The sequence below is a fragment of the Deltaproteobacteria bacterium genome (assembly GCA_019309045.1).
Taxonomy (GTDB): domain Bacteria; phylum Desulfobacterota; class Syntrophobacteria; order BM002; family BM002; genus JAFDGZ01.
Genome location: JAFDGZ010000018.1, coordinates 17,084 through 42,088 on the forward strand (window position 1 = coordinate 17,084; position 25,005 = coordinate 42,088).

General features: G+C 51.8%; 25 protein-coding genes. 19 read left to right on the forward strand and 6 right to left on the reverse strand.

What is annotated here, in order from left to right; translation table 11 throughout:
• The first annotated feature begins 156 nt into the window (after window positions 1-156).
• The 3 genes from JRI89_05630 to JRI89_05640 all read left to right on the forward strand — a co-directional run bounded on the left by JRI89_05630 (window position 157) and on the right by JRI89_05640 (window position 1,668).
• Window positions 157-549 carry a PA2779 family protein gene (locus tag JRI89_05630; protein MBW2070720.1) on the forward strand — a complete coding sequence of 131 codons (393 nt, stop codon included), beginning with the start codon at window positions 157-159 and terminating at the stop codon, window positions 547-549.
• Window positions 550-637: 88 nt separating this feature from the next.
• On the forward strand, window positions 638-1,180 hold the full coding sequence (locus tag JRI89_05635) for a C39 family peptidase (GenBank protein MBW2070721.1): 543 nt from the start codon (window positions 638-640) through the stop codon (window positions 1,178-1,180).
• Window positions 1,181-1,254: 74 nt separating this feature from the next.
• Complete coding sequence (locus tag JRI89_05640) at window positions 1,255-1,668, forward strand: tetratricopeptide repeat protein (protein MBW2070722.1); 414 nt, start codon at window positions 1,255-1,257, stop codon at window positions 1,666-1,668.
• A 79-nt stretch (window positions 1,669-1,747) separates the two neighbouring features.
• Here the strand turns inward: JRI89_05640 and JRI89_05645 are convergent, their stop codons facing one another.
• Together JRI89_05645 and JRI89_05650 are read right to left on the reverse strand one after the other, a co-directional pair.
• A complete protein-coding gene (locus tag JRI89_05645; protein ID MBW2070723.1) occupies window positions 1,748-2,125 on the reverse strand; it encodes a hypothetical protein in 378 nt (125 codons plus the stop codon).
• A gap of 19 nt (window positions 2,126-2,144) precedes the next feature.
• Complete coding sequence (locus JRI89_05650; GenBank protein MBW2070724.1) at window positions 2,145-2,813, reverse strand: L-fuculose-phosphate aldolase; 669 nt, start codon at window positions 2,811-2,813, stop codon at window positions 2,145-2,147.
• 299 nt (window positions 2,814-3,112) lie between these two features.
• Here JRI89_05650 and JRI89_05655 point away from each other — a divergent pair, with 299 nt between their 5' ends.
• Both JRI89_05655 and JRI89_05660 read left to right on the forward strand, forming a co-directional pair.
• On the forward strand, window positions 3,113-4,339 hold the full coding sequence (locus tag JRI89_05655; GenBank protein MBW2070725.1) for a glycosyl transferase: 1,227 nt from the start codon (window positions 3,113-3,115) through the stop codon (window positions 4,337-4,339).
• Window positions 4,340-4,482: 143 nt separating this feature from the next.
• Window positions 4,483-4,848, forward strand: a complete 366-nt coding sequence (locus JRI89_05660; protein MBW2070726.1) for a response regulator — start codon at window positions 4,483-4,485, stop codon at window positions 4,846-4,848.
• Between the two features lie 279 nt (window positions 4,849-5,127).
• On the opposite strand, the gene lptG is transcribed toward JRI89_05660, so the two are convergent.
• Entirely contained in the window at window positions 5,128-6,207 is a 1,080-nt protein-coding gene (gene lptG, locus JRI89_05665; GenBank protein MBW2070727.1) for an LPS export ABC transporter permease LptG, read from the reverse strand.
• A gap of 221 nt (window positions 6,208-6,428) precedes the next feature.
• On the opposite strand from lptG, the gene JRI89_05670 reads away from it, so the two are divergent.
• From JRI89_05670 to nadC, 3 genes are all read left to right on the forward strand, one after another.
• Window positions 6,429-7,286 (forward strand): hypothetical protein, encoded by an 858-nt coding sequence (locus tag JRI89_05670; GenBank protein MBW2070728.1) that lies wholly within the window; start codon window positions 6,429-6,431, stop codon window positions 7,284-7,286.
• A 155-nt stretch (window positions 7,287-7,441) separates the two neighbouring features.
• Entirely contained in the window at window positions 7,442-10,096 is a 2,655-nt protein-coding gene (locus tag JRI89_05675) for a valine--tRNA ligase (GenBank protein MBW2070729.1), read from the forward strand.
• A 3-nt stretch (window positions 10,097-10,099) separates the two neighbouring features.
• Window positions 10,100-10,957: a carboxylating nicotinate-nucleotide diphosphorylase gene (gene nadC / locus JRI89_05680; GenBank protein MBW2070730.1), complete on the forward strand. Its 858-nt coding sequence runs from the start codon at window positions 10,100-10,102 to the stop codon at window positions 10,955-10,957.
• Between the two features lie 72 nt (window positions 10,958-11,029).
• Here nadC and proC read toward each other — a convergent pair whose 3' ends face one another.
• Window positions 11,030-11,845 carry a pyrroline-5-carboxylate reductase gene (proC, locus tag JRI89_05685; GenBank protein ID MBW2070731.1) on the reverse strand — a complete coding sequence of 272 codons (816 nt, stop codon included), beginning with the start codon at window positions 11,843-11,845 and terminating at the stop codon, window positions 11,030-11,032.
• A 212-nt stretch (window positions 11,846-12,057) separates the two neighbouring features.
• On the opposite strand from proC, the gene JRI89_05690 reads away from it, so the two are divergent.
• The 8 genes from JRI89_05690 (at window position 12,058) to JRI89_05725 (ending at window position 17,510) form a co-directional block, all read left to right on the forward strand.
• Window positions 12,058-12,360, forward strand: coding sequence for a YggT family protein (locus tag JRI89_05690; GenBank protein MBW2070732.1), 303 nt, complete (start codon window positions 12,058-12,060; stop codon window positions 12,358-12,360).
• A 44-nt stretch (window positions 12,361-12,404) separates the two neighbouring features.
• Window positions 12,405-12,908 (forward strand): DivIVA domain-containing protein, encoded by a 504-nt coding sequence (locus tag JRI89_05695; protein ID MBW2070733.1) that lies wholly within the window; start codon window positions 12,405-12,407, stop codon window positions 12,906-12,908.
• A 133-nt stretch (window positions 12,909-13,041) separates the two neighbouring features.
• A complete protein-coding gene (locus JRI89_05700) occupies window positions 13,042-13,896 on the forward strand; it encodes a pantoate--beta-alanine ligase (GenBank protein MBW2070734.1) in 855 nt (284 codons plus the stop codon).
• Between the two features lie 196 nt (window positions 13,897-14,092).
• Window positions 14,093-14,380 (forward strand): YggU family protein, encoded by a 288-nt coding sequence (locus JRI89_05705; GenBank protein ID MBW2070735.1) that lies wholly within the window; start codon window positions 14,093-14,095, stop codon window positions 14,378-14,380.
• A 112-nt stretch (window positions 14,381-14,492) separates the two neighbouring features.
• Complete coding sequence (locus JRI89_05710; protein ID MBW2070736.1) at window positions 14,493-14,645, forward strand: hypothetical protein; 153 nt, start codon at window positions 14,493-14,495, stop codon at window positions 14,643-14,645.
• An 81-nt stretch (window positions 14,646-14,726) separates the two neighbouring features.
• Window positions 14,727-15,557: a transporter substrate-binding domain-containing protein gene (locus JRI89_05715; GenBank protein ID MBW2070737.1), complete on the forward strand. Its 831-nt coding sequence runs from the start codon at window positions 14,727-14,729 to the stop codon at window positions 15,555-15,557.
• A gap of 212 nt (window positions 15,558-15,769) precedes the next feature.
• The gene (locus JRI89_05720; GenBank protein ID MBW2070738.1) at window positions 15,770-16,786 is read left to right on the forward strand and encodes an ABC transporter permease subunit; all 1,017 of its coding nucleotides are present in this window, start codon (window positions 15,770-15,772) and stop codon (window positions 16,784-16,786) included.
• Window positions 16,779-17,510 carry an amino acid ABC transporter ATP-binding protein gene (locus tag JRI89_05725; GenBank protein ID MBW2070739.1) on the forward strand — a complete coding sequence of 244 codons (732 nt, stop codon included), beginning with the start codon at window positions 16,779-16,781 and terminating at the stop codon, window positions 17,508-17,510. Before JRI89_05720 ends, JRI89_05725 begins: the two co-directional genes overlap by 8 nt.
• Window positions 17,511-17,608: 98 nt before the next feature.
• On the opposite strand, the gene JRI89_05730 is transcribed toward JRI89_05725, so the two are convergent.
• Both JRI89_05730 and JRI89_05735 read right to left on the reverse strand, forming a co-directional pair.
• Window positions 17,609-18,637, reverse strand: a complete 1,029-nt coding sequence (locus JRI89_05730; GenBank protein MBW2070740.1) for a rod shape-determining protein — start codon at window positions 18,635-18,637, stop codon at window positions 17,609-17,611.
• A gap of 211 nt (window positions 18,638-18,848) precedes the next feature.
• Window positions 18,849-20,255 carry a GAF domain-containing protein gene (locus JRI89_05735; GenBank protein ID MBW2070741.1) on the reverse strand — a complete coding sequence of 469 codons (1,407 nt, stop codon included), beginning with the start codon at window positions 20,253-20,255 and terminating at the stop codon, window positions 18,849-18,851.
• Window positions 20,256-20,833: 578 nt separating this feature from the next.
• On the opposite strand from JRI89_05735, the gene mutL reads away from it, so the two are divergent.
• The 3 genes from mutL to JRI89_05750 form a co-directional block, all read left to right on the forward strand.
• Window positions 20,834-22,627, forward strand: a complete 1,794-nt coding sequence (gene mutL, locus JRI89_05740; protein MBW2070742.1) for a DNA mismatch repair endonuclease MutL — start codon at window positions 20,834-20,836, stop codon at window positions 22,625-22,627.
• A gap of 66 nt (window positions 22,628-22,693) precedes the next feature.
• A complete protein-coding gene (gene miaA / locus JRI89_05745; GenBank protein ID MBW2070743.1) occupies window positions 22,694-23,620 on the forward strand; it encodes a tRNA (adenosine(37)-N6)-dimethylallyltransferase MiaA in 927 nt (308 codons plus the stop codon).
• A gap of 174 nt (window positions 23,621-23,794) precedes the next feature.
• A partial coding sequence (locus tag JRI89_05750; GenBank protein ID MBW2070744.1) for a DUF4388 domain-containing protein occupies window positions 23,795-25,005 on the forward strand: 1,211 nt, incomplete at its 3' end.

Here is a 25,005-nt window from a genome sequence, read left to right on the forward strand (position 1 = left end):
GAGCCAAGCCAAAGCCAATGTCGAGGCATGAACCAGGCAGTCACCTGGACATAAACGGCTAACCTCTTGACAAGAAAATGGCCAGCCTGTAATAGACAGTCAACTATGCGTACATGGAGATCTTTTTTCTTGGGCTAACGCAGCAGGGGGTCGACGATGTGGACTAGAAAGAGGTACTTCAGAAGCATTACCCTGGTAATGGTTGTGCTGGTGTCCCTGTTCAGCCTGGTGCCGAGAGTCGAAGCTTCATTTATCAGTTCATCAGAGGGGTTTACTACGGACCTGCGTCAGCACGATTTGGCAACAGTCCAGAAAGTCCTGGAGCAGAAACTGGTAAAGCAGAGGCTTGAAGCACTTGGGTACAGCCAGACGGAAATTCAAGAGCGACTCGGTCAGCTTTCCAACGAAGAGCTCCACAGCCTCGCCACTCAGATTGATACCCTGGCGCCTGGTGGTGATGCCCTCGGCGTTATCATTGCCTTGTTGGTAATAGTGCTGCTCGTGGTGCTGATCCTCAAATTGCTTGATAAAACCATAATTATTTCATAGGGCCACCTGCAGCAAGGAATTGGGAGGACGACTGTATTCGCCAGCAACAGGAAAGCTTTTTCACTATACGGTCCTGACAGCAGCTTCAATGCTTGTAATGGGACTTGCCTTTGTGGGGTGCCGGGCCAAGCAGGGCAGGGTGCTACCCGTTTCACCTGCCGATAATGCTTCTGCCAGGATAGAGGGGGTTCCCTTCTATCCCCAATCTGCATATCAATGTGGCCCTGCTTCTCTAGCCGCTGTCATGAGTTTTCAAGGAGTAAAGGTAACTCCTGGTGAAATTGAGGAGGCCATATTCAGACAAGAGCTGCGGGGAACTCTAGGTCTGGATATGGCCTTGTATGCACGCGGCAGGGGCCTCCTGGCTACCTGGTACAGTGGCACGGTAGAAGACATTTACCAAAGGGTGAGCCAGGGATCTCCGCTTATCGTCATGGTAGACTACGGCATTGGCTCGTTGCGGAAGCTGCATTATATGGTGGTAGTTGGTTATACTGCGGAGGCTGTCGTAGTAAACACCGGGACACATCAAGAGACGAACATTGACTGGCCATATTTCCTTTCCCTCTGGCGCAGAACACATAACTGGACTCTACTGGTGGAAAAAGGAAAAGCCGGCGGGCAACAGTGACTGGAAGAGCATGGTTGAAATCTAAAGGCCGCCGCGCTGCATTCATTTTTCTTTTGGTGCTGACTGCCTGCGCGATGCCACATCTGACAATTGTAGACGACCCATTGTCTGCTGAAGAACACCTGAAACTGGGTCTGGCCTACGAACAGAAAGGTGATTACCATTCTGCTATCAGGGAATACACTAGGGCCGCTAGAGAGTACCCTGTGGCGTATCTGTACATGGGTAATGTCTACTTCTTGCAAGAGAACCTGCCAGAGGCAGAGAGGCACTACAGGATAGCGATTCAAAAACTTCCAGACAATCCACAGCCTTACAATAATCTGGCCTGGCTCTATCTGAGCCGGCGAGTGAAACTCGAGCAGGCAGAATTGCTTGCTCGCAAATCAGTGGGACTGGCTCCTCCGGATAAGAAGGGTGTTTACCTGGATACACTAGAAAAAATCCTGCAACTGAAGCAGCAAAATGCCTCTCAGGAGAGCTATTAGCCAGAACTTCCTCCATATCTGCTTGAATCTGTGCAGCTTGGGGGCAAGCCGCCCTGTACCTTCAACCAGTTGCGACTGCTCAATCAGCATCATGCGGGGGAAACAATTTGCTGGCGATCTCTACCCTCCTGTCGTTGCCATATTTTTGGTCGAATTCTTCCGGTTGATCTCTCCATAAGAGGGCTTTGTAGGGCGCAGATTGCATTGCTTCGTCCAGAGTGCTCAGGTGATCTGCAGAGCAGTGCCCCGGCAGGGCAAATAGTCTGGCTTCGCCAACTATGCGACCGTTCTGATCAAAGGGACGTAGAACGAGGCAAGAACACTCCAAGAAAAGGACGGCCACGCCCACAGCTGCGGGATATGCCTCGTACAATTGTCTCGTTCCAGCTAGTAAGGTCTTGCCATGCTTCGCTCGCAACTCGGCTTCTTTCTGTTGTCTTTCTCGCTCGGCTGCCATGGTAAGTCTCCATCTCTATCTACTTTGGTCCTTCCTGACGGGAAGATAAGAGTCTGCCGTACTGTCTCATTTTTGACTCTGCCAGGTTCATCTCTTCCTGAGAGAGGATCAAGGGCTTTCCCAGGCTTAGAGCTCGGCAATAGAGCTCCGCGCAAAATTCTATCTCTTCAGCCACCAAGAAGGCAGTGGCCAGGTCTGGACCAGCAGCTAGAAGACCATGATTTGCCAGCAGTACAGCGCGTCTGTTGCTCATGGCGGCCAGAACATTTGCCGCCAATTCTTTGGTGCCGAAGGTGGCATAGGGAGCACATGGAACGTTCGGTCCTGCGAGAGCAACAAGATAGTGAATGGCTGGTAATTCCCAACCGAGACAGGAAAGAGAGCTGGCGAAGGACGAATGGACATGGATCAGGGCATCCAGATCATGTCTGGCACGATAGATTGCCGTGTGCATTGGTAGCTCTGAAGAAGGCTTTTTCGATCCGTCCATCTGGATGCCTTCCAGGGTAACCACACACACATCCTCAGGTGTCATTTCCCTGTAGTCCACACCACTGGGAGAAATGGCTACCAGGTTCTGTTGGCGATCGAAGGTGCTCAAGTTTCCACTAGTAGAAGTGGTGAGGTGATGTAGGAGGAGCTTTTGACCATAGGTGACGATCTGTTTGCGCTTTGCTCCCAAAAGCATTGTGGCGTCTCCTTTTCCTCCAGGTAAAATGGCAAATTGGCTTGCATGCACACCTATGAAGGGATTGCCTATCTTGCAGCAGCAGCCTTGTAGCTGCCATTTCAGCGTCAAGATTTTACTCTATCGCAGTCCCTGAGTGGGCAGAATAGTATCTCAGAGAAGAATGTGTCAAGTTCACTGTGGCTTGGCGAAAACAGTTTACTTTTTGCCTGTGATAAGGTAAAAAACAGAAGGTTTGTTTGAACAAAAACTTGGAATTACAGTACTTTTTTAATAGAAAGGCGGGGAAGGTGGAAAAGATTGCAACCATTGACCATGAAGAAAATCCCGCACAGGTGAAACAGGCTGAACTTGTGGTCGGCATACCTTCTCATAACGGAGCGGACTACATAGGCTACGCCACGAGGGAGGCGGCTAGTGGTCTTGTCGAGCATTTCAGTGACAAAAACTCGGTGATCATCAACTGTGACAGTTATTCTGAGGATGGCACTAAAGAGGCCTTCTTGCAGACGCCAACTGAAGTGCCTAAGATTTATTTGACCACCAGCCAGGGCATGGTTGGCCGCGGACACAGCTTGCGTAGCCTCCTGACCAAGGTTGTGGAATTGCAGGCTCGTGCTGTCATAGTGGTGGACTGCAATCTGCAGGCTATTACCCCTCTGTGGATCAAGAACCTCGGGGAACCTTTATTTGCAGGCTTTGGCTTTGTCAGTCCTCTCTATGTTCGTCACAAGTACGATGGTGTGTTGGCAAACAATATCGTCTATCCTCTTACCCGGGCTCTTTACGGCCGACGGGTGCGACAACCGCTTGGAGGTGACTTTGGCTTTTCGGGTGATCTGGCGGAAACCTTTTTGCAGCATCCTACCTGGAATGATGCAGTGGGCAAGGCAGGAATTGATGTCTGGATGACGACTGTAGCGATCAGCAGGGGATTGCCTATTTGTCAATCGTTCTTGGGGAAGCCGAGAACGCAGAGACACAAGGAAGTGCAACCGCCGCGACCAGAAACGTTTTGTCAGGTGGTGGGAACTGTATTCGACTTGATGATATATTTCCAAGATCTCTGGAGCAGGATAAAATGGAGCAAACCCACCGCGATTTTCGGATTCGGTATAGGAGAAATCGAAGCTCCTCCTCCGTTGGAAGTTTCTGAATCAGGTCTTTACGAGGCATTTGTACAAGGATTTGCCTCTTATCGACAGAGATGGGAGGGAATCCTGGAGAGCAACATTTTCAATAAGTTGAATGAAATTAGAGAACTCCCGCTGACACATTTCAGTTTTCCATCACAATTGTGGGCGCAAATTCTTTTCAGATACGCCATTGCGTACAAGAGTGGCGCAGAGGATCGTCAAGCAATGCTGGCATCTTTGCAGCCGATTTTTGTGGGGAAGATCCTATCCTTCATCAAGAAAACAGAAAGGATGTCGATCCAACAGGCAGAAGAATACATTGAAAACGAGTGCATGATATTTGAAGAGATGAAACCTTACCTGTTGAGTGAATGGGATGAATCTAAATGAAGTCTTGCATACGCCAGTGGCGGCTCCTTTTTCGTTTGTGGCCTTTGAACTGATACTCATAACGAATGCGGCAACGTCAGGAGGCCGGCTGCCCCAAAAGTTTGGATTTTTTGTGGTAGCTTCAGCAGTTAAAAGGGGGAATTATGGCAAAGATACTTGTGGTAGACGATGAAGAGCATATCCGGCTGCTCTATTCAGAAGAGCTCAGGGAAGAGGGCTACGAGGTCATCACAGCAGACGGTGGCTACAAGTTGCTGGAGAAAATCAATGACGAAAAACCTGACCTGGTGGTGCTCGATATAAAAATGGTCGACTATGACGGGTTGGATCTGTTGCAAGATATCAGAAACAATTTCTACGACCTGCCCGTTATACTTTCCACTGCCTATGATACCTTCAAAGAAGATATGAAATCCATAGCAGCAGATTTTTATGTAGTCAAATCCTTTGACCTGAGCGAGTTGAAAAGAAAGATCAAGATGGCATTGGAAGCTCGAATGCCAGCCTGACTGCCGGACGTTTCCTCGAAGCTCCAACCGGGAGCCTCGGGACTACCTAGCCAAGACACACTTCTCTTGCAGCCTAGAGGCCCGGCCTTGAAGTCTAGACAATCAGCCAGCGGGACAGGGGATATGACTGTCCCCATCCATCTGGCAGCATAGGCTATCGGCTCCTGCAGCTTTGCCAATCAGACAGCACTCGGCCGTCCTCTTGCCGCATTGTAGTATGCTCGTTGAGAGACACATAGCTTTTCATGAATTGCCGCAGCAGTCGCCAAGAGATCCAGACTAGAGTTTGGCGTGCGCTAACAGGAGCAGGGCTGCCAGACCGAAGAACAGGTTGGGTGTCCAGGCCGCCAGTAAAGGCTGCAGACTGCCGGTGTAGCCCAAGGTGATGAGGACCTGGGAGAGAACCAGAAAGACGAAAGCGAAGGCGATGCTGACCACCACTCCCAGAGCAATGCCGCCTCGTTTGCCCTGGACTAGTATGACGGCTATGCCGAGCAGGGAAAGAATTACTGTAGTGAAAGGGAAAGAGAGCTTGGCCTGGAGGTCGACTCGATAACGGGTGGCGTCGTAACCTTCGCTCTCGATCCTTCGGACATAATGGAGCAGTTCAGCAAAACTCATCTCTTCAGCGGGCTTTTCCAGGCGCTGGAAATTTTGCGGCCTTTCGGGCAAATGCAGGCTGAGTTCTTGAAAATGCTTCAGGTTGAAAATGCCCTTGTCTCCGCGGGTAAGGAGTATGCCTTCTGAAAAGAGCCACTTCTTGCCGTTCCACAGGGCCTTCCTGGCATCCAGTCGTTTTAGCAGATGAAAGTTATTATCGAAGAAGTAAATAGTTACGCCTTCAAGCAAACTACGCTCGCTGTGTAAGACGCGAATGTTATATATGCGAGGGCCGCTCTTGTACCATATTTGTTCATTGGTGAAGCCGCCTACCAGGGGCCGGCCCTTGACCTCTACGTTCCAGATGTAATTGGCTCGGCTAGTGCTGGAAGGAACAATATATTCAGCGAGCAAGAAGTCGCTAAAACCGAACAACAAGGCGAGCAAGATGGCGGGTGTCAAGTAGAGAAGAGGACTTACACCGTGTGCTTTCAAGGCGGTCAACTCATTGGCTCGAGCAATGAGTCCAAGTGCGATGAGCGTACCCATGAGCACAGCAAGTGGGATCCCCTGTTGCAAGGCAAGGGGTGCTTTGAGAAGAAAATATTCTCCAATGCGGCTAAGTGGAAGGCGAACTTCCAGGAAGTCATCAATTCTATCAAGAAGGTCGACAAGAAGGTAAAGAGCCGTAAATGCGGCCAAACATATTGCAATGACCTTTGTCAGTTCTTTTGCTATGTAGCGGCTTAATATTTTCACAGAAGAAGAGAGTTAACAATACCCTGGAGTCAGCTAGCATGATTACTTTTACTGTCAGTACAATTAGAAGGCGGGTACAATATAACGAAAATCTATAGGCTTGTAAATGAGAGCGCCCAATAGGAGAAAGCGGAAAACTCCTTGACAGTAGATGAGGCCATGTGCTATGTGTATTTTTGCGAATAGCCGATTAACATTTTAAATTAACTTAGAAAATTGCTATGACAAACGAAAGTCGAGAAGAAAAAAGCGGCGAGAAGCAGGAGACTTTTAACTCAGATTTTGATCTCCAGCTTGACGACATCGAGGACGAGATTATCGACCTTGTGGATGTAATTGACGAGGGAGATGAACTGGCAGCGGACTCTTTGCTTGAGGAGGTGCCCGCAGCGGATGAAGAGCAGCCATTGTTTTCACTGGACGACCTCGATCTGGACACCGAGCTATCGGACGATTTTTCTTCTGAGGAAGCAGTCATAGAGGAAGTGGCTCAAGAGGAAGACAGTGAAGTCCAATTAGAGATTATGGGCGACCAGGAAATAGAAAGCCATGCTGAGGTTCAGCCGACTGAAGTTGGTGATGAGGACAGGGAAGCATCTGCTGGCGAGGAAAGTGAACTGGAAGCTGAGGATGCTTTAGCTGAACTCTTCGAGTCTGAAGAGATGGATGTCTCCACATTGCTGGCAGAGGCAAGTGACCCGACTGGAGCTGAGGAGCAGCAGGCGGCAGGCACCATTGAGGAAGAAGGGCTGCCGGACGAATTTTTTGCTGAACTGGAAACAGAGGCAGCAAGCGCTGACGAGGCCTCTGATGCCAGGGAGTCATCCTGGGCGAACGAAGAAATCAGCGAAGACTTCCTGGCAGATTTGGAAATAGAGGAGCCTGCTCTGGAGCAGACAACAGAACCGCAAGAGCTGGAAGCTGAGACGACTGTGGCAGCTTCCTCTGAAGAGCTTGCAGACCTCGTCAAGGAGCAGATAGAGGCTGTGGTTACCCGGGTTGTAGAAGAGAAGTTGCCCGAAGTGGTCCAGCGGATCATTCGAGAAGAAATTGAAAGATTAAAAGCAACCTTGGAATAAAGGGTGTTTTTTCCTGGAGATGTTGGCGACAATGGGGGTTATTGGTATAATCCCCATTTTATTTTGGCACATGAATATGACTGGAGAGGCATGGCTGGAGCTGTTGTGTTCTGTCTGTGAAAATTTTCGACTCGAATATGGAGAGTAGTTGGGAAATGGAAAGAGCGATTCTGCCAAAGGCGTACGAACCTGCGGAAGTGGAGGCTGCCTGGTATCGTTACTGGGAGGAGCATAATCTCTTTCGAGCGGATGAACAAAGTGAGGCACCGGCCTTTTCCATCGTTATACCTCCACCCAATGTGACCGGCGACCTCCATATGGGTCATGCCCTCAATAATACTCTGCAGGACATCCTTTGTCGCTTCAAGAGAATGCAGGGCTACAATGTACTGTGGCTGCCCGGGACGGACCATGCCGGCATAGCCACTCAGAATGTGGTGGAAAGAGAGCTGGCGAAGGAAAATATCGATCGTTATCAGCTCGGGCGCGAGGAGTTTATTGCGCGTATCTGGCAGTGGCGAAGCATCTACGGTGGTAAAATAATCAATCAGCTCAAGAGACTCGGTTCGAGCTGCGACTGGAGTCGTGAGCGTTTTACCATGGATGAAGGACTTTCCGCTGCTGTCCGCCGGGTGTTCGTCTCGCTCTACCAGGAGGGGCTCATCTACCGGGGTCACCGCATCATCAACTGGTGCCCCAGGTGTGTAACGGCACTGGCGAATCTGGAGGTCGAAGCCGAGGAACACAGAAGCTATCTCTATTACGTTCGCTACCTCCTGGCCGAGGGTGATGGCAGTCTTATGGTAGCCACCACCAGACCTGAAACCATGCTCGGGGACACTGGCATCGCGGTACATCCCGAGGATGGCAGGTATGAAAACTTTATAGGCAAGAAGGCAATTCTGCCCATAGTAAACCGAGAGTTACCCATAATTGCCGATAGCTACGTGGATCGTGAGTTCGGTACGGGCGCTCTGAAAATTACCCCGGCCCATGATCCCAATGACTTTGAGATCGGCCGGAAGCACCAGCTGGAACTGCTCAGGGTAATCGATGATCATGGGAAGATGAACAGTGAGGCCGGTCCGTACGCGGGTATGGACCGCTACGCTTGCCGCGACAAGCTCGTGGATGACTTGCGGGCGCAGGGTTATCTGGAGAAGATTGAAGACTATCAACACCGAGTGGGACATTGCTACCGCTGCAAGACAGTCATAGAGCCGACGCTCTCCGAACAGTGGTTTGTGGCAGTGAAACCACTGGCAGCTGAGGCTATGGCTGCAGTGCGGAATAAGAGGACGCGCATCATACCGGCAAACTGGGAGAAAAATTATTTCGAATGGCTCGAGAACATTGAAGACTGGTGTATATCAAGACAGATATGGTGGGGACATCGAATTCCTGCCTGGTACTGTCAGGAGTGCCAGGAAGTTATTGTGGCGTTGACGGATCCTGCTGCATGTGAAAAGTGCGGCAGTTCAAGGCTCAATCAAGACGAGGATGTCCTGGATACCTGGTTCAGTTCGGCCCTGTGGCCCTTTTCCACCATGGGCTGGCCAGAACAAACCCGGGAACTGGCTATCTTTTACCCCACCTCTGTCCTGGTGACAGGATTTGACATTCTCTTTTTCTGGGTTGCTCGTATGATGATGATGGGCCTGCACTTCATGAAAGATGTGCCCTTCCGAGATGTGTACATCCACGCCCTGGTCCGAGATGCAGAAGGGCAAAAAATGAGCAAGTCCAAAGGGAATGTAATTGATCCTCTGGTGATTATGGATCGCTACGGCACGGATGCCTTTCGTTTTACTCTGGCTGCATTTGCCGCCCAGGGCAGAGATATCCGCCTCTCTGAGGAGAGGATCGAGGGATATCGCCATTTTGTCAACAAGATATGGAATGCCAGCCGCTTTACCCTCATGAATCTGGATGGACTGACTCCGCCGCAGCATGTACCCGCCGTCAAGACGCTAGCTGATCGCTGGGTGTTGTCGCGCTTGCAGCGAGTTACCGACCAGGTAACTAGAGCCCAGGAAAGTTACCATTTCAATGACGCCGCCAATGTGCTCTACCAGTTTACCTGGCACGAGTTCTGTGACTGGTATCTGGAGATGATCAAGCCAGTGCTCTACAGTGGAGATGAGGAAAACAGGCACCTTACCCAGCAGGTGTTGGCCCACTGCCTCTCTGTGTTGTTGCGTTTGCTTCATCCCATTATGCCCTTTGTTACAGAGGAACTGTGGGCTCACTTGCATCCGGATGAGGGGAGCATAATGACAGCGCCTTTCCCAGTGGTGGCCTCCCAACTAATCAATGAGCAGGCCGAGGAAAAGATGAATCTCTTGATGGGGGTGATTACGGCAATCCGCAATATTCGCGGAGAAATGAACATAGCCCCTGCTGCACAGGTTGAGGCAGTGGTGCTTGGCTCTCAGGCTGCCGCCGAGGTTGTGGCGGCGCATGAGCAGTACGTCAAAGATCTAGCGCGGCTAAAAGACATCAAAGTGGGAACAGATCAGGAGAGACCAAGAGTTGCGGCCTCAGCTGTAGTGGGGCAGCTGGAAATATTTGTGCCGCTGGCAGGGGTCTTGGATTTTGCTGAAGAGAGAAAGAGGCTGCAGAAAGAGATTAGCAAGCTGGAGCCGCAATTGACAAGAAGCACGCAGAAACTGGCCAATGAAGACTTCATTAATCGAGCCCCTGGAGATATTGTGCAAAAAGAACGGCAGAAGGCTGAAAGACTCTCCCTGAAACTGCAGAAACTCAAAGGCCAGTTAGACAGGCTGGCCAGCATAGAGGCGGAAAGATGAGCCATGTTGACCCCGCAGCTAGAATCTCTGATCCGTTGGGCTCTTGTTGAGGACATTGGTCCAGGTGACATTACTACCACGAGTACTGTGCCGAGCGGCACTGCTGCCCGCGGATGTATATCAGCCGGCGAGCCTCTGGTGGTTGCGGGCATTGAAGTTGCCTGCCGCGTATTCAGCATGGTGGACCGGGAGTTGCAAATTTCCGTATTGCTGGATGATGGCAGTGTTGCCAACCCTGGCGACAGGATAGTTGAGCTGCAGGGCGAGGCTCGGGCCATGCTCAGCGCAGAAAGGACTGCTCTCAACTTCCTGCAAAGGCTTTCCGGTATTGCTACTCTGACCAAAAAATTCGTGCAAAGTGTGCAGGGATCCACAGCGCGCATCGTTGACACCCGCAAAACTACTCCGGGATGGCGGGTGTTGGAGAAGGCTGCTGTTCGTGCCGGCGGTGGAGCCAATCATCGCTTTGGCCTCTATGATGGAGTGCTCATCAAAGACAACCACCTTGCCGTGGTGGGCGCCATATCAGAAGCGGTAAGGGCAGCTCGCAATCGCATTCCCCACACTGTGAAAGTGGAGGTGGAAGTGGAGACTCTCGAGCAGCTGGAAGAGGCACTGGCAGCAGGCGCCGATGCGGTTTTGCTGGACAATATGCCAGTGAGCATGATAGCTGCAGCGGTCCAACGCACAGGAGGTCGGGTGCTGTTGGAAGCCTCAGGGGGAGTTACCCTGGAAAATGTCAAGGAGATAGCGGCGACCGGCGTAGATTTCATTTCAATAGGCGCACTGACCCATTCTGCTCGGGCAGTGGATATGAGTATGGAAATAGTAACGGAGACACCGCAAGTAGTTGTGGTCTGACAGCGCTGGGGCACACAGCAGTTGCCAAAATGCCATCCATATAGTTGTTAGAGGAAACAGAGGCAGGCTGCCTCATTTTTTTCCCAGTGCTCGAGCGCGCTCAGTCGCTGCAGCCACCGCATCTATCAGGGTGGCGCGCAGGGCGGCCCGCTCCATCACCTGCAACCCATTTATGGTGGTCCCTGCCGGCGAGGTAACCCTGTCTCTGAGTGTTGCTGGATGTTCATCGCTCTGGGCGAGAAGTCTTGCTGTGCCCAGAGTTGTCTGGACGACGAGATCGCGGGCCACAGAGCGCGACAGACCCAGGAATACTCCTGCATCGATAAGCGCTTCCATGAAGAGGAGAATGTAGCCGGGGCCACTGCCGCTCAAACCTGTAACGGCATCCATATCGGTTTCTTTTACTTCCACAACCTTTCCCACGGATTCGAACAGGACGCGGGCTGCTGCCAGATGTTCTGCAGTGGCATGCTCTCCCGGAGCAATAGCCGAAGCACCCTCGAGAACAAGAGCAGCTGCATTGGGCATGACCCGAACCATGGGTATGGCTGCGACCAGGCCGGACTGCAAGCGATGCAGGGAAACGCCGGCCACAATGGAAATCAGCAGGGGGGAATGTGCCAGGTTTCCCTTTAGCTCGGCGACAACTTCTTCCAGATTCTGCGGTTTGACCGCCAGGATCATAATGTCTGTGTCTCTGGCGAGGCTGCCATTGTCTTCCGTGGTGTGCACCCCGTAATTGTTCTGCAGGTAAAGGAGGCGGTCATGCCGCACATCACTTACCGAGATTTGCTCGGGCGCCAGACGTTCTGAGGTTAGCAGTCCTTTGATCAGAGCTTCTCCCATATTTCCCCCGCCGATAAATCCGACCTTACTGGCAGCCAGCATTGTCTCCTCCTCGCTGAATGAAGCTGCGGTATCTTCTATCCTGACAGAGTGGTGTCATTATTGGACAAAGAGTTCCTCTCTGTCAATGGTAACGGAAAAACACAGAGAGTGTTTCACTTTATCTTCCTGAAAAGTATAGGTATTTCTCTTGACAGTTGCAGACATTCACGGTAAGCTGACTTCCAGCCTTCTCTGACAGCGTGGGAAAGAATATGTTTATCCTGGCCAATCTACTAGCTGCTCTTTCTAGCGTTATCGGCTTTGTGCTGACGGTATATATGTGGATCATTATTGCCAGGGCATTGATATCCTGGGTGAATCCAGATCCATATAATCCCATTGTGCGGTTTCTTTATAATGTGACTGATCCTGTTCTACTAGCCATTCGCCGCCGGCTGCCTCTTTTCTTTGGAGGCATCGACTTTTCGCCCGTGATAGTCATTCTGGTTATCGTGTTCTTGCAGCAGTTCCTGGTCGGCTCACTTCGCGACTTGGCTTTTCGATTGGCACACTGAGCAAGAATGTCTGCATGAGCGCAACTTCAACACAGGAGGAAGCCATGCAACTCACACCCCTTGATATTCAACAAAAGCAGTTTCGCCTTCGTCTTTTTAGAGGCTTTGACGTGAAGGAGGTGGAGTCGTTCCTTTACCAGTTGGCGGAGCAGTTCAGTATCGTGCTGCGGGAAAAGGATGAACTGCGCAAAGAACTTGCAGAAAAGAACAGGCAAGTGCAGGAGTATCGTGATCGAGAGAGAATACTGAAAAGCACCCTGATCAGTGCTCAGAAAGCTGCCGAACGCATGAAGGCCAACGCAGAGAAGGAGGCCAAGCTCATCGTTTCAGAAGCAGAGGTCAAGGCGGAACGCATACTTAATAATGCTCACAACCGGCTGGCCCAAATTCACGAAGACATCGCTGAATTGAAGCGACAGAGAACACAATTTGAATTCAAAGTGCGTGCAACGGTTGAGAGTTATATGAAGATGCTGGACATGCAGAAGGAGGAAGAGGCAGAAGCAGCGGACATAGAGAGCAAGGTAAAATTTTTCCCCAAGCCCTGACAATGCCTCCAGTAAGACAAGCCCACCTTGCCCCCAGGAGTCAGGTCTATTGTCATAGGCAGCAGAGAAAATCTTTCGGGGGACCACTAGGGGAGATAGACAGATATTGTCGCCGGAGAGACGAGGACGCCGCATGGATGTCTTTCGTACTATTGAAGCCATGAACAGTTGGCGGAAAGAACGCTGGCGAAGCGGCCAGAGAATAGGTTTGGTGCCAACTATGGGTTATTTGCACCCGGGTCATCTGGCTTTGATGGAAGAAGCACTGCGTCGTTCTGATGAAGTGGTGGTCAGTATCTTTGTCAACCCTACCCAGTTCAGCCCGGGTGAGGATCTGGATGACTATCCCAGAGATATGGCCAGAGATCTGGAGCTCTGCCGAGCTCTGGGTGTCCACGTGGTTTTTGCCCCAGAGGGGGCAGAAATGTATGGCCCCGGCTTTCAGACCAAGATTATCGTCGAAGAGCTCAGCAAGAATCTTTGTGGTAGATACAGGGCCAATTTTTTCACAGGGGTAGCAACAGTTGTGGCCAAGCTGTTCTGTATAGTCCAACCTCATCTGGCTGTTTTTGGAGAAAAAGATTTTCAGCAGCTGGTGGTGGTGAAGAGACTCAGCCAGGATCTGAATCTGGGCGTGGAAATTATTGCTCATCCCACTGTGCGTGAACCAGACGGCCTTGCCATGAGTAGTCGCAACCAGTACCTTTCTGCGGAGGAGCGGCGGTCGGCACTGAGCCTCTATAAGGCCCTGCTCGAGGCCCGAGAGCTGGTGGCAGGGGGTGAGCGGTCTGCAAAAACTGTCATAAAGCGAGCCAGAGCTATTATTGAAGCGCAGCCTCATACCGAGATACAGTACGTGCAGGTGGTGGATGAGGAGACCATGGTTGACCTGGATGAGGTTACTGACAAGGCCCTCATGGCCATAGCCGTTTTTGTGGGTAAGGCCCGCTTGATCGACAACATGAGACTTTGGCCTGACAGGAGTTGATCGGGGTCGTTTTTTGCGGCCGGCACTCTGAAAGCAGGGGGATGGCGCCGGTCTCAAACATTTTCAATCAGTGCCGAAGAACGAGTCGTCACAGCTGAGATTGTTCAGCTCTTGCCAACAGTGGTGTTTGCTAGCGAATCCTTTCGCAGTTCTCTCCAATGTAGAGTCCATTGTTCAACATTGAGTTTTTCGGAAAATGGCCTCCTATGTAACCAATGGCTCTGAAGGGGCAATACTGAAAGTGCAGGTGCAGCCGCGCGCCTCGAGAGACGAGGTGGCAGGGCCCAGGGATGAACAATTGAAAATCAGGATAACTGCATCGCCTGAAAAAGGAAAGGCAAATAGACACCTGGTCAAGTTTCTCGCCAAGCAACTTCGGCTGTCGCCCTCACAGGTAGAAATCGTCTCTGGCTTTACTGCCCGAAAAAAAGTGGTCCTTCTTCGAGGGGTCTCGGCTGCTGAAGTGGAAGAATGTTTTGGCTGAAATCCCCATGGCCTCCAGCTAGGCCCGAGATGAAGGAAGGAGAAACTCTGGGCTTTTGAGTTGTGGAACACCTGGCTGTCATGGTAATAATTTCTAGTTTGGAGGGAATCTCATGCGAGACAAGAAGGAAGCTGTCCAAATAAAGTGTCCAAAATGCAAAAGGACCCAGATAGTATACATTCCTGACGAGGAGATACCCAGGTGTCCAGATTGTAAGATACAGATGGTCATCGAGGAGTTGCTCGATGAAGGAAAGTCTTACTAGTAATGAACAGGGAGGAGGTGAGAAAAATATCAGAGTGCTCATTGCTATGGTCAATTAGACTATTTTAGAAAGGAGAACGTCATGAAAAAGATTCTAGTTGCCTTTGTTGCAAGTATTACTCTTGGGTTGTTCTTCATGCAGTTGCCGGTTATGGCCGCGGACATCGAGCTTGCCAAAAAATCAACCCTGGAGACCATTTTGAAGAGAGGAGAGCTGCGAGTCGGCTTCGAGTCGGGCTACATGCCCTTCGAGATGACCAATAAGAAGGGGCAGTTTATTGGCTTTGACATTGATATGGCCAAAGAGATGGCCAAGGCCATGGGAGTCAAATTTGTGCCCGTGAATACAGCCTGGGATGGCATTATTCCTGCGCTGACCACCAATAAGTTTGACATCATTATGAGCGGCATGACCATCACCCAGGAGCGAAATCTCAAGATCAATTTTGCCGAACCTTACATCATCGTCGGGCAGGCTATCCTGCTCGCCAAGAAGCACGAGGGCAAGGTCACCTCTTACAAGGACCTGAACAACTCCAAATACATCATTACCTCCAAACTGGGGACCACTGGTGAGCAGGCAGTAAAACGGTTGATGCCCAGGGCCAACTACAAATCATTTGAGACCGAACCGGAAGCGGCACTGGAGGTGGTGAATGGCAAGGCCGATGCCTTTGTCTATGACCTGCCCTATTGCGCTGTGTTCAATGCCCAACAGGGCAAGGGCAAGCTGGTATTTCTGGACAAGCCGTTCACCTATGAGCCGCTTGCCTGGGCCGTGAACAAAGGAGACCCGGACTTTCTGAACTGGCTGAACAACTTTCTCAGGCAGGTAAAGAATGACGGCCGCTATGACCGTATTTACAACAAGTGGATTAAAGGCTCGGAATGGCTCAAGGAAGTACAGCAGTAAGTAGTTCACTGCATGCTGCAAGAGCCCTGTCCTGACGGCGAGCAGCGTAAGTCCAACGAGAAGACAGTGTGTTCATGCTGGCCTTCTCGTTGGATTTGAAATTACTGCTTGCAAGAATCGGAGGCGTACTCTGTAAATTCATACATGCCGCTTCTCGGATTTGCCAGAATAGCCGGCGGGAAGCTGCGAGGATAGGAAAGAGCGCAGGTCAGATGCAACACTTTTCTCTGAATGAATACCTTCGGACGCGGGGGTGGCGCCATATCTCCATCATAATATTTTTCCTTATGGTGCTTGGGGTGATTGCCGCTTTACTTTATGCAACTCAGAAGGTGGAGTATGTCTGGCGATGGTATCGGATGCCGCAGTATTTCTTCTACAAGGATACCATCGAGACAAAGTCAGAAGTTGAGGGCGAAGTTCGTTCCCTGGTGAGCAAGGATGGGCAGACGGAGATCGCCATTCAGGGAGTTGAAGGGGAAGAAGCTCGCTACACAGTGCCGACGAAGTCGGTGCGGGTGGAGGAAAACGATTTTGTCTATCCAGGGGATGTCCTGGGATCGTATCAAAAATGGAAGGTTGGTATCTTGCTGGAAGGGCTCTGGCTTACCCTCAAGGTAAGCATTATTGCCGTTCTTCTAGGTATATTGATCGGCCTTTTTACTGGGCTGGCGAGGATTTCTGACAACCCTGCCCTCAAATGGTCGGCCATTACTTACATCGAGCTCATCCGGGGTTCGCCGCTGCTGGTGCAGATCTTTATCTGGTACTTCGTTCTAGGCACTATGATCAATGCCATTCTGGCGCAGAAAGGAGTGCAGCAGCTGCCGCCCCTGTGGTTCGGTGTGGCGGCCCTGGCAGTTTTTGCTGGGGCCTACGTGGCCGAGATTGTCCGGGCTGGAATTCAATCAATTCATCGGGGCCAAATGGAGGCGGCTCGCTCGCTGGGCATGACGTATGCCCAGTCAATGCGGCACATCATCCTGCCCCAGGCCTTTCAGCGTATCCTCCCGCCCCTGGCAGGACAGTTCATCAGCCTCATCAAAGACTCCTCCCTTCTGGGGATTATAGCTATTCGCGAGCTTACCAAGGCGACCAGAGAGGTGGTTACCTCGAGTCTGCAGCCCTTTGAATTGTGGTTTGTGTGCGCCCTGCTCTATCTGGTGCTCACCTTTACCTTGTCCATGTTTGTCCAATATCTTGAAAGGAGAACTGCAATCCGTGGTTAGAACAGAGAATGTGTGCAAGACTTTCTATACCACTCACAAGGTGGATGCCCTTGTAGATGTCTCCTGTGAGATAAAGAAGGGCGAGGTGGTAGTGGTTATCGGCCCTTCCGGCTCGGGGAAAAGCACTTTCCTCCGTTGTCTGAATCGTCTCGAAAAGGCCGACAGCGGCCATATCTATATTGACGGCGTAGACATTCTCCATCACAAGACCGACATCAACAAGGTGCGGGCAGATCTGGGCATGGTATTTCAGTCTTTCAATCTCTTCCAGAACAAGAACGTTCTGGAGAATATCACTCTGGCCCAGATGGTAGTGCGCAAGCGTTCGAAGGCAGAGGCAAAAGAGAAGGCCATGGCCTTGTTGGAGAAAGTGGGCATTCCAGAAAAGGCAGAAAGCTACCCGGATAATCTTTCCGGCGGCCAGCAGCAGCGGGTAGCCATTGCGCGGGCTCTGGCAATGGATCCGAAAGTGATGCTTTTTGATGAACCAACCTCTGCACTCGATCCTGAAATGATCGGTGAGGTGCTGGAGGTGATGAAGACTCTGGCCCGGGAGGGCATGACAATGGTTGTGGTAACCCATGAGATGGGCTTCGCCAGGGAGGTGGCCGACCGGGTAGTGTTCATGGACTACGGCAGGATTGTGGAAGAGGGGACCCCCGAGCATTTCTTCAAGGATCCCACCCATGAACGAACCAAGCTCTTTCTGAGTCAGATCCTGTAGAGCGGATATACTTCAGAGGTCAGCAGGGAGAAATCCCAGGAGTTGTAGCTCAGATTCTCCTCAGCCTGGTAACTGCAGCAAAGAGAAGCGCAAAGCGGCTAGTTGAGAAATACCTGCCTGTAGTCGGACAATGATTCCATAACCTGGCCGGCGCCGCGGGCCACTGTGGTGAGGGGATCTTTTTCCACGTATACCTTGAGGTCCAGCATGGAGCTCAGCAGGGTGTCTAGCCCCCGCAGAAGGGCTCCGCCGCCCGCGAGCCAGACGCCGTTGCCATAGATGTCAGCAGCCAGTTCTGGCGGCGTCTTCTCGAAGGCTCGCTTGACGCTTTCGGTGATTACATTGACAGGCTCTTCCAGAGCCTCTCTTACCTGCCGATCAGTAATCTTGAAAGATCTCGGCAGACCTGTGAGGATCTCTTTGCCGCTGCCTTCCATGGTCATGGGCTCCGGCAAAGGGGTGGCAGAACCGATGCGCAGTTTGATCCGTTCTGCCTCGTTTTCGCCGATGGCTATCTGGTAATGTTGCTGAACATAGCGGCTGATGGCTTCATTGGCCTCATCCCCCGCCACTCTGACCGATTCGGCGTAGGCTATTGCTGACAGAGAGATTACCGCCACCTCGGTGGTGCCGCCGCCAATGTCCACCACCATGTTTCCCACCGGCTTGCTTATGGGAAGGCCGGCGCCGATGGCAGCAGCCATAGGTTCTTCGATCAAATGCACCTGGCGAGCGCCAGCCTGCTCAGCCGACTCTATGACAGCTCGCTTTTCCACCTGGGTGATGCCAGTTGGCACCGCTACGATCAGTCGGGGCCGAAAGAGGCGAGAACGCTTGTGCACCTTGCCCAGAAAGTACTTGATCATGGCACTGGTGACCTCGAAATCAGCTATAACCCCGTCTTTCATAGGCCGAATGGCCACAATTTTTTGTGGGGTCCTGCCGAGGAATTCTTTGGCCTCCCTACCTACGGCAATTACTCTGCCATTGGTGCGGCTGATGGCCACCACCGAAGGCTCATTGAGGACGATGCCTTCACCCTTCATGTAGATGAGGGTGTTGGCTGTACCTAGATCCATGGCCAGATCTTTTGAAAATAGGCCAACGAGGTAATCGACGAGTTTCATAACCATCTCGATTTGAAGCAAAGGCAAACTAGTAGAGGGGCATTGTCCGCAGAGCCCCAATAGTTCATACGGATGATGCTCATCGACTAGGCGAAGTTACCATGCCAGTCGCGGTTCCCTGGGGAAAGCCAAAGTCAGCCCTCTAGTTGCCTGCTCAACTTTTCTGACGCAATTGTTCTTGCTTCCTTGCTCTCCTGTCAATAGGCAGCCCTCAACGAAGATCATCGGCCAGGCCTCGAAAGGCCTTGATCCAGAGTTCACTCACTTCGGAAGAGTCATGTGGGAAAATACTAAAAGCGAAGCGTGGCTGCAGGCCAGTAGAGCCATTCAACTGCTCCAGGAGGTGCTGGTGCAGAGCAGAGGCCAGCTCCTGCATGCGGGCATGTATTGCCCTGGGGCTGGCATTCTCAAAAAGAAGAGCAAAGCGCATGGGCTCGATGCAGCCCAGGAGTTGTCTCCCTCGAAGCTCCTGGAGGAGGAACCTGGAAACACTCTGGCGCAGCGGCATCAAATCAGGAAGTGCCACCCTGGTGTTGAGTTGCTCCATACCATCTATACTCATAATGGCAAGAGCAAGTGTGCCGCCAACCTTACTGCAGCGTTGTATTCGTTTGCAGAGGATCTTGTCAAAAGCATCCAGATTACAGGTCTCGGTCACCGGATCGAGGTTGCGGGCAAGCGCCAGCTCCCTTTTCAAGGTAAAATTCTGCAGTACAAGGGTGGCGCGCCTGACAATGGCAGTGACTGCCGCCTTTTCCTCTTTGTTCCATTCAGTGGCCCTCTTGGCAAAAAAGACAATCACTCCCCCTACCCTGTGAGGGTCCCAGGCTAGCGGCAGTCCTATAAGGGCGCCGAGTTCTCCTATGCCGTCTGAGGGGCCAAACAGGTATGCCAGCCGACGGCGATTTCTTACCTTAGGAACAAAGAGAGCTTTGCGGTTCCTGAAAATCCAGCCAACAATGCCTTTGTCGACTGGCTTGGCTCTCTGCAGTAAAGACAGTGGTACCTTGCCAGCAACGGCAACGATTTGCAGGAAGTTGCCATCGGGCAGCGCTAGAATGGCACCATCGAGCCGCAGATAGCGGCAGCCCTGATCCAACAGTTTGGTAAAAAAGGGCACTGGATCTTCGGCATCTGCGGGCAATGGATCAGAACGGTGCCAGAGAGCTAGCAGCTGACGAAGTTGACTGTGACGCTGGAACGCCTGCTCATTGTCAAGAGTATTACAGATCACCTTGGCAAAGCCATGGAGAAGCTTTTGCTCTTTGCTGGTGAATACATACTGTCGCTTGCTGTCCACAGAGAGAACTCCCCTGTCCATAGGCAGGGGTACAGCCGCGAAAGACTTGATATTTTCATCGTCGCGATAATAGGGCAGGGTATTGATATCACGGTCGAAATGATCGATGCTGACAGGTTGTCTATTCCTGGCGACCCAGCCGATGAGACCGCCGTCATCCGGAGAAAAACTGGCGTCTGGAATCACATTCTTGCTGAGAGTGTGGCAGGCACGCAAGCGGAGACGGCCCCCCCGGGCTTCTGCAACAAAAAGAACTGAGGTAAAGGCGTCGAGGCAATTGCTCAGCAAGGCTATGATGTCATTTAGTTCAGGGTTCACAGACATCACGTTTGCCAGTCAGAAAAGGAGAAATGAAACCGTGCCCTACATCCTGCAAAGGCAATGGTGGTGGTCGAAGGAAGCGGGACATAATATTATCAGTTTTTCCCATTAGTTACCACCATAGTTTGCGAAGACGCACCATGAATAGCCTATTTAAGAAACTGTGTCAACTGTATAGGAGCAGAAACGAGCCAACAGTTTCTGCTGAGCCCGAACAAGCTACTTCGATAGAATAGCACGTTCTTCGCAAAGGTAAAGCGCAGATAAGCACCTGCCTGAACCAGACCATAACCATTGTGGGGATGAAGACCCACTCTAGAGCCTCCTTGTGCAAACCCCCGCCCAGTTCTGGCAAGAAACAGTTGCTGCTTTGCCTGAGCGAGCTGTGAACAGCACCTCTGCCCGGCAGTGAGTTGTGAAATGTGGCTGAGGTTCTGGAGAAGTACGGGCGAGGTTTTCTCAACAGTCCAGCCAGAGCAAATGGTGAAAGATAAAAGAGAAATCCTCTAGCAGTTTCCAGTTCTTGTCAAAAAGGCGTGAATGGGATAAGGAGGGGAGGTGAAATGGAGGAGAATATGACAGCCATAAGAGTGATGCCCGAGTCTCTAGCCAACAAGATCGCCGCTGGTGAGGTGGTGGAAAGGCCTGCCTCGGTGGTCAAGGAGCTCGTCGAGAACTCAATAGATGCGGGTGCGACACAGATCAGTGTGGAAGTAGAAGGAAAGAGTTGTTGCCATGTGAGGGTTGTCGACAACGGCCATGGCATGGCGAGTGATGATGCCCTGTTGGCGCTCGAGCGGCACGCCACCAGCAAGATTTTTACTGAAGCAGACCTGCTCAACATAAACAGCCTTGGTTTTCGTGGAGAAGCCCTGCCGAGTATTGCCGCGGTGTCAAAGTTTGTGCTCCGCACGAGAAGGCGTGACAGCACAGCAGGTACTGAGATTCAGGCGACTGGTGGAGTACTGCGACAGGTAAGAGAGTGCGGCTGTCCTGCAGGCACACTGGTAGGAGTTCGGCATCTTTTTTACAATCAACCAGTGCGTCGCAAGTTTCTTCGCACAGAACGGACTGAATTTGGCCATATCCTGGATGTCATGACCAGATTGGCGCTGGCGCGACCAGAAATTCATTTCAGCCTCAGTTCTCGGGGTCGGGTGGTTGGCGATTGGACTGCGGTCGAGAACCTGGAGCAGCGGTTGCACCAGGTGTATCAGACAGATATAGGCAGCTCCTGGCTGCCGGTGACCTACAAGGGCGAATCCCTGGCAATTGACGGCTTCCTCAGTCCACCTGAGCTGCATCGGGCAAATGGCAAGATGCTCTTTTTCTATGTCAACCGGAGAGCGGTGCGCGACCGGTTGCTGCTGCACGCTCTCATGGAGGCCTACCGAACCCTGCTACCCAAAGGCAGGTTTCCCCTGGGAGTGCTCTTCATTGCTGTGCCTGCAGCACAGGTGGACGTCAATGTCCACCCGAGCAAAGCTGAAGTGCGCTTCCAGGATGCCCGGGGTGTGACCGAGGTGGTGAAGGCCGCTGCACGTCGGGCTCTGACACCTCTCAAGAGCCGAGGATGGCGGCGGAGCCTTGTCTCGGCGGTTCCCGGCAGAAAAGAGCCCCAGTGGATCCAGACAAAGATGCAGCGGCCATGGTCGGAGAGTCTAGAAGTGAGAGAAACCCCGGCTGCACTGCAGCCAGCAGCTGATATTTCAGCCGCCGCTGCTGCTGCGGAGCTGCCCAACAGGGAGGCAGCGAGCGAGGCGAGAGAGCAGAGGGATACTCCTCCTCTGTTTGGCAGGCTTACTGTCATAGGGCAGCTGCACCACACTTACATCCTCTGTGAATCGGAGGATGGGCTTATTCTAATTGATCAGCATGCAGCTCATGAACGTTGCCTCTTTGATAAACTGCGGGCAGAAGTTGCCTCCTCACCATTGCCGAGTCAACAATTGCTTGCTCCGGCAACCCTCGAGTTCTCGGGAGAGGAAAGCGGCTGGCTGCAGGGCGCCATTGAACTTTTTGCCAAGCTGGGCTTCGCTGTAACCCCTTTTGGCTCCAACACCTTCATAGTGAGATCAGTACCCGCTGTGGCAATGAGGGCAGATCCACTGGAGATGTTCAAGGATATGGTTGCCGAGGCATATGAGTCAGGAGCAGGCCCTGATCCAGATCGGCTGTTGGAAAGGGCCTTGCAATCCATGGCATGTAAGCTGGCAGTGAAGGCCGGACAAAAATTGACTGTTGCAGAAATGACCTCCTTGCTAAGCCAGCTCGATGAAGTGGACTATTATGCCACCTGTCCCCATGGTCGTCCCTTCTGGTGGAAGTTGACCACCTATGAAATCGGCCGATTCTTTGGCAGACTCTAAAGGGCAGATCGTTGCTGGACATGGCGGCAGTGCCTGCAGCACGCGGCCAGTGAGGTGCAATTATTCATGAGTGCCGAGAGAGATAAAATAATCGTTCTGGTGGGACCTACAGGCGTGGGCAAGACAGGTGTGGCAATAGAAGTGGCAAAGGAGTTGGGCGGAGAGATTGTCAATGCAGATTCCATGCAGGTCTATAGATACATGGATGTGGGCACTGCCAAGCCGACAGCCAGAGAGAGGGCTGCAGTGCCGCACCATCTGCTGGATATACTGGATCCGGACGAAGATTTCGACGCCTTCATTTATGCAGAGATGGCCAGGGCTGCCATTGCTGAGATCCGCCAGAGAGATCGCCTGGCAGTGGTGGTCGGTGGCACCGGCTTATATTTGAAAAGTCTCCTGTACGGACTTTTCCCTGGAGCTGCCAAGGATGCTGAAGTGCGTCAACGACTCCGCAAGGAGGCTGCAGATAAAGGAGACACCTTTCTCTATCAGCGACTACAGGAAGTCGATCCCGAGACTGCCAGGCGACTGAACCCTCGTGATCTCGTGCGTGTCGTACGTGCTCTGGAAGTGTGGGAATGCACCGGCACACCCATATCCAAGCTGCAAAAGGAGCACGGCTTTAGCCAAAGCATGTACAGGGCACTAAAGATCGGCTTGCATTTGCCCCGCAATGAACTCTATGCGCGCATTGAACGCAGGGCAGATGAAATGCTAACAGCTGGACTTGTTGCCGAAGTGCAAGACCTTCTGCAGCGCGGCTACGGTCCTGAGCTCAAGAGCATGCAGGCCCTGGGCTATCGGCATATGGTGCGCGTTGTCAAGGGTGAGATGGTGCTCGAAAAGGCGGTGGACAGCATGAAAAGGGATACACGGAGATACGCCAAGAGACAGCTGACCTGGTTTCGCCAAGACCAGGAAATCCACTGGTTCACACCTGCAGAAAAGGATTCCATTGTTCGCTTGGCGCGCGAATATCTCGAATCATAGGGAAGCGGCGCTATTTCGTTGGGCGGCAGGCGTGATGCAATGGGATGCCTGTCTGAAGAGTTGGCTTCAATTTTGCTATAGGCACTCTTTGGAGCAATCTCACCCGGATGTTTAGCCAAGCCCACAACGGCCTCGATTGGAAAAATGTTCGGGTTCATGAAAAGGGTGGTGTCCATGGCTCTTAAAGGAAACATTGAGACCTTTTACCTCTCGAGCATCTTCCAACTGCTGTGCGGAGACAAGAAGACCGGCGTCCTGACCATACATGATCAGGGCAAAACAGTGAAGGTGTACTTCAAGAACGGCACCATTGTGCATGCCACGGGAACGCAGAAGGAAGTCCGCCTTGGCTACCTGTTGCGCACCAAGGGCATCATTTCAGCTAGAGAACTCCAGCAGGCTCTGGCAGTAGCCAAACGAAGGAAGGAGCGACTTGGCAAAATCCTGGTGGAGAAGGGGTTTATTTCCTCTGAGACTCTGAAGAGATTTATTCACCAGCAGGTACGTGAAGTTCTCTATGACCTTTTTTTATGGAAGCGTGGCGATTTTGAATACCAGGACCAGGAAATATCCCTTGATCCTGAGTACACTACTGAATTCAATCACATGGAAATCATTCTGGAAGGGAGCCGCCGCATTGATGAATGGGCACTGCTCACCAAACAGATCCCTCATCCTCACATTGTCTTTCGCCTCAGCAAGAATATCGAGCAGAAAAAGGGTGCCATAGAACTGAACGCTAATGAGTGGCGCATCCTGTCCCTGGTAGACGGCAAACGATCAGTGACAAAGATTATTGCTGACAGCGGCCATGAGGAGTATGCTGCCTACCGGATTCTCAACTCGCTTATCAGCTCCGGTCTCATCGAGAAGGTGGGAGGCGGCATGACGCCGTCCATCGGAGGTGGCAATGGTCAGGTCTCGGCGATAGTGCAGGTCTATCTGGAGATTTTTGCCAGCATGCGTAAATTCCTGGAGAAAGCAAAAGGCGATGGGGCTGTTGCTATCCTGGAGCAGGCAAAAAAGGATCTGCCTGCGCATGAAAAGAGAATGCTGGACGGATTTTACTTCGACAAAGATGTACAGAGCAATGTGCAGCGATTGTTGCACCCGGAAGGGAGTGAACCTCCGCCTGGAAAAGAAACACTTATTGCTTGTTTCAATTCCCTTGTCTATGCTGCTTTTTGCAAACAGAAAGAAATTCTCGACAGCAGGTTGTTGACAGCAGTTCTGGAAGACTTTGTCAAAATGATCAACAAATGGCAGGAGCAGCCAGGTAAGAGCGAGCTGCAGTACACGGTTCTTGCCAGTGTGGCACATACTGCCGAGAGGTTTCAGAAAGAAGTGTCCACAGGTGCCGGCAAACAGAAGGGCGGCGGCTTGTT

Coding starts and splice junctions, on each gene's coding strand:
- JRI89_05630 (MBW2070720.1), top strand. CDS start 157: ATGTGGACTAGAAAGAGGTACTTCAGAAGCATTACCCTGGTAATGGTT.
- JRI89_05635 (MBW2070721.1), top strand. CDS start 638: ATGCTTGTAATGGGACTTGCCTTTGTGGGGTGCCGGGCCAAGCAGGGC.
- JRI89_05640 (MBW2070722.1), top strand. CDS start 1,255: ATGCCACATCTGACAATTGTAGACGACCCATTGTCTGCTGAAGAACAC.
- JRI89_05645 (MBW2070723.1), bottom strand. CDS start 2,125: ATGGCAGCCGAGCGAGAAAGACAACAGAAAGAAGCCGAGTTGCGAGCG.
- JRI89_05650 (MBW2070724.1), bottom strand. CDS start 2,813: ATGCTTTTGGGAGCAAAGCGCAAACAGATCGTCACCTATGGTCAAAAG.
- JRI89_05660 (MBW2070726.1), top strand. CDS start 4,483: ATGGCAAAGATACTTGTGGTAGACGATGAAGAGCATATCCGGCTGCTC.
- JRI89_05670 (MBW2070728.1), top strand. CDS start 6,429: ATGACAAACGAAAGTCGAGAAGAAAAAAGCGGCGAGAAGCAGGAGACT.
- JRI89_05675 (MBW2070729.1), top strand. CDS start 7,442: ATGGAAAGAGCGATTCTGCCAAAGGCGTACGAACCTGCGGAAGTGGAG.
- nadC (MBW2070730.1), top strand. CDS start 10,100: ATGTTGACCCCGCAGCTAGAATCTCTGATCCGTTGGGCTCTTGTTGAG.
- proC (MBW2070731.1), bottom strand. CDS start 11,845: ATGCTGGCTGCCAGTAAGGTCGGATTTATCGGCGGGGGAAATATGGGA.
- JRI89_05690 (MBW2070732.1), top strand. CDS start 12,058: ATGTTTATCCTGGCCAATCTACTAGCTGCTCTTTCTAGCGTTATCGGC.
- JRI89_05695 (MBW2070733.1), top strand. CDS start 12,405: ATGCAACTCACACCCCTTGATATTCAACAAAAGCAGTTTCGCCTTCGT.
- JRI89_05700 (MBW2070734.1), top strand. CDS start 13,042: ATGGATGTCTTTCGTACTATTGAAGCCATGAACAGTTGGCGGAAAGAA.
- JRI89_05705 (MBW2070735.1), top strand. CDS start 14,093: ATGGCCTCCTATGTAACCAATGGCTCTGAAGGGGCAATACTGAAAGTG.
- JRI89_05710 (MBW2070736.1), top strand. CDS start 14,493: ATGCGAGACAAGAAGGAAGCTGTCCAAATAAAGTGTCCAAAATGCAAA.
- JRI89_05715 (MBW2070737.1), top strand. CDS start 14,727: ATGAAAAAGATTCTAGTTGCCTTTGTTGCAAGTATTACTCTTGGGTTG.
- JRI89_05720 (MBW2070738.1), top strand. CDS start 15,770: ATGCAACACTTTTCTCTGAATGAATACCTTCGGACGCGGGGGTGGCGC.
- JRI89_05730 (MBW2070740.1), bottom strand. CDS start 18,637: ATGAAACTCGTCGATTACCTCGTTGGCCTATTTTCAAAAGATCTGGCC.
- mutL (MBW2070742.1), top strand. CDS start 20,834: ATGACAGCCATAAGAGTGATGCCCGAGTCTCTAGCCAACAAGATCGCC.
- miaA (MBW2070743.1), top strand. CDS start 22,694: ATGAGTGCCGAGAGAGATAAAATAATCGTTCTGGTGGGACCTACAGGC.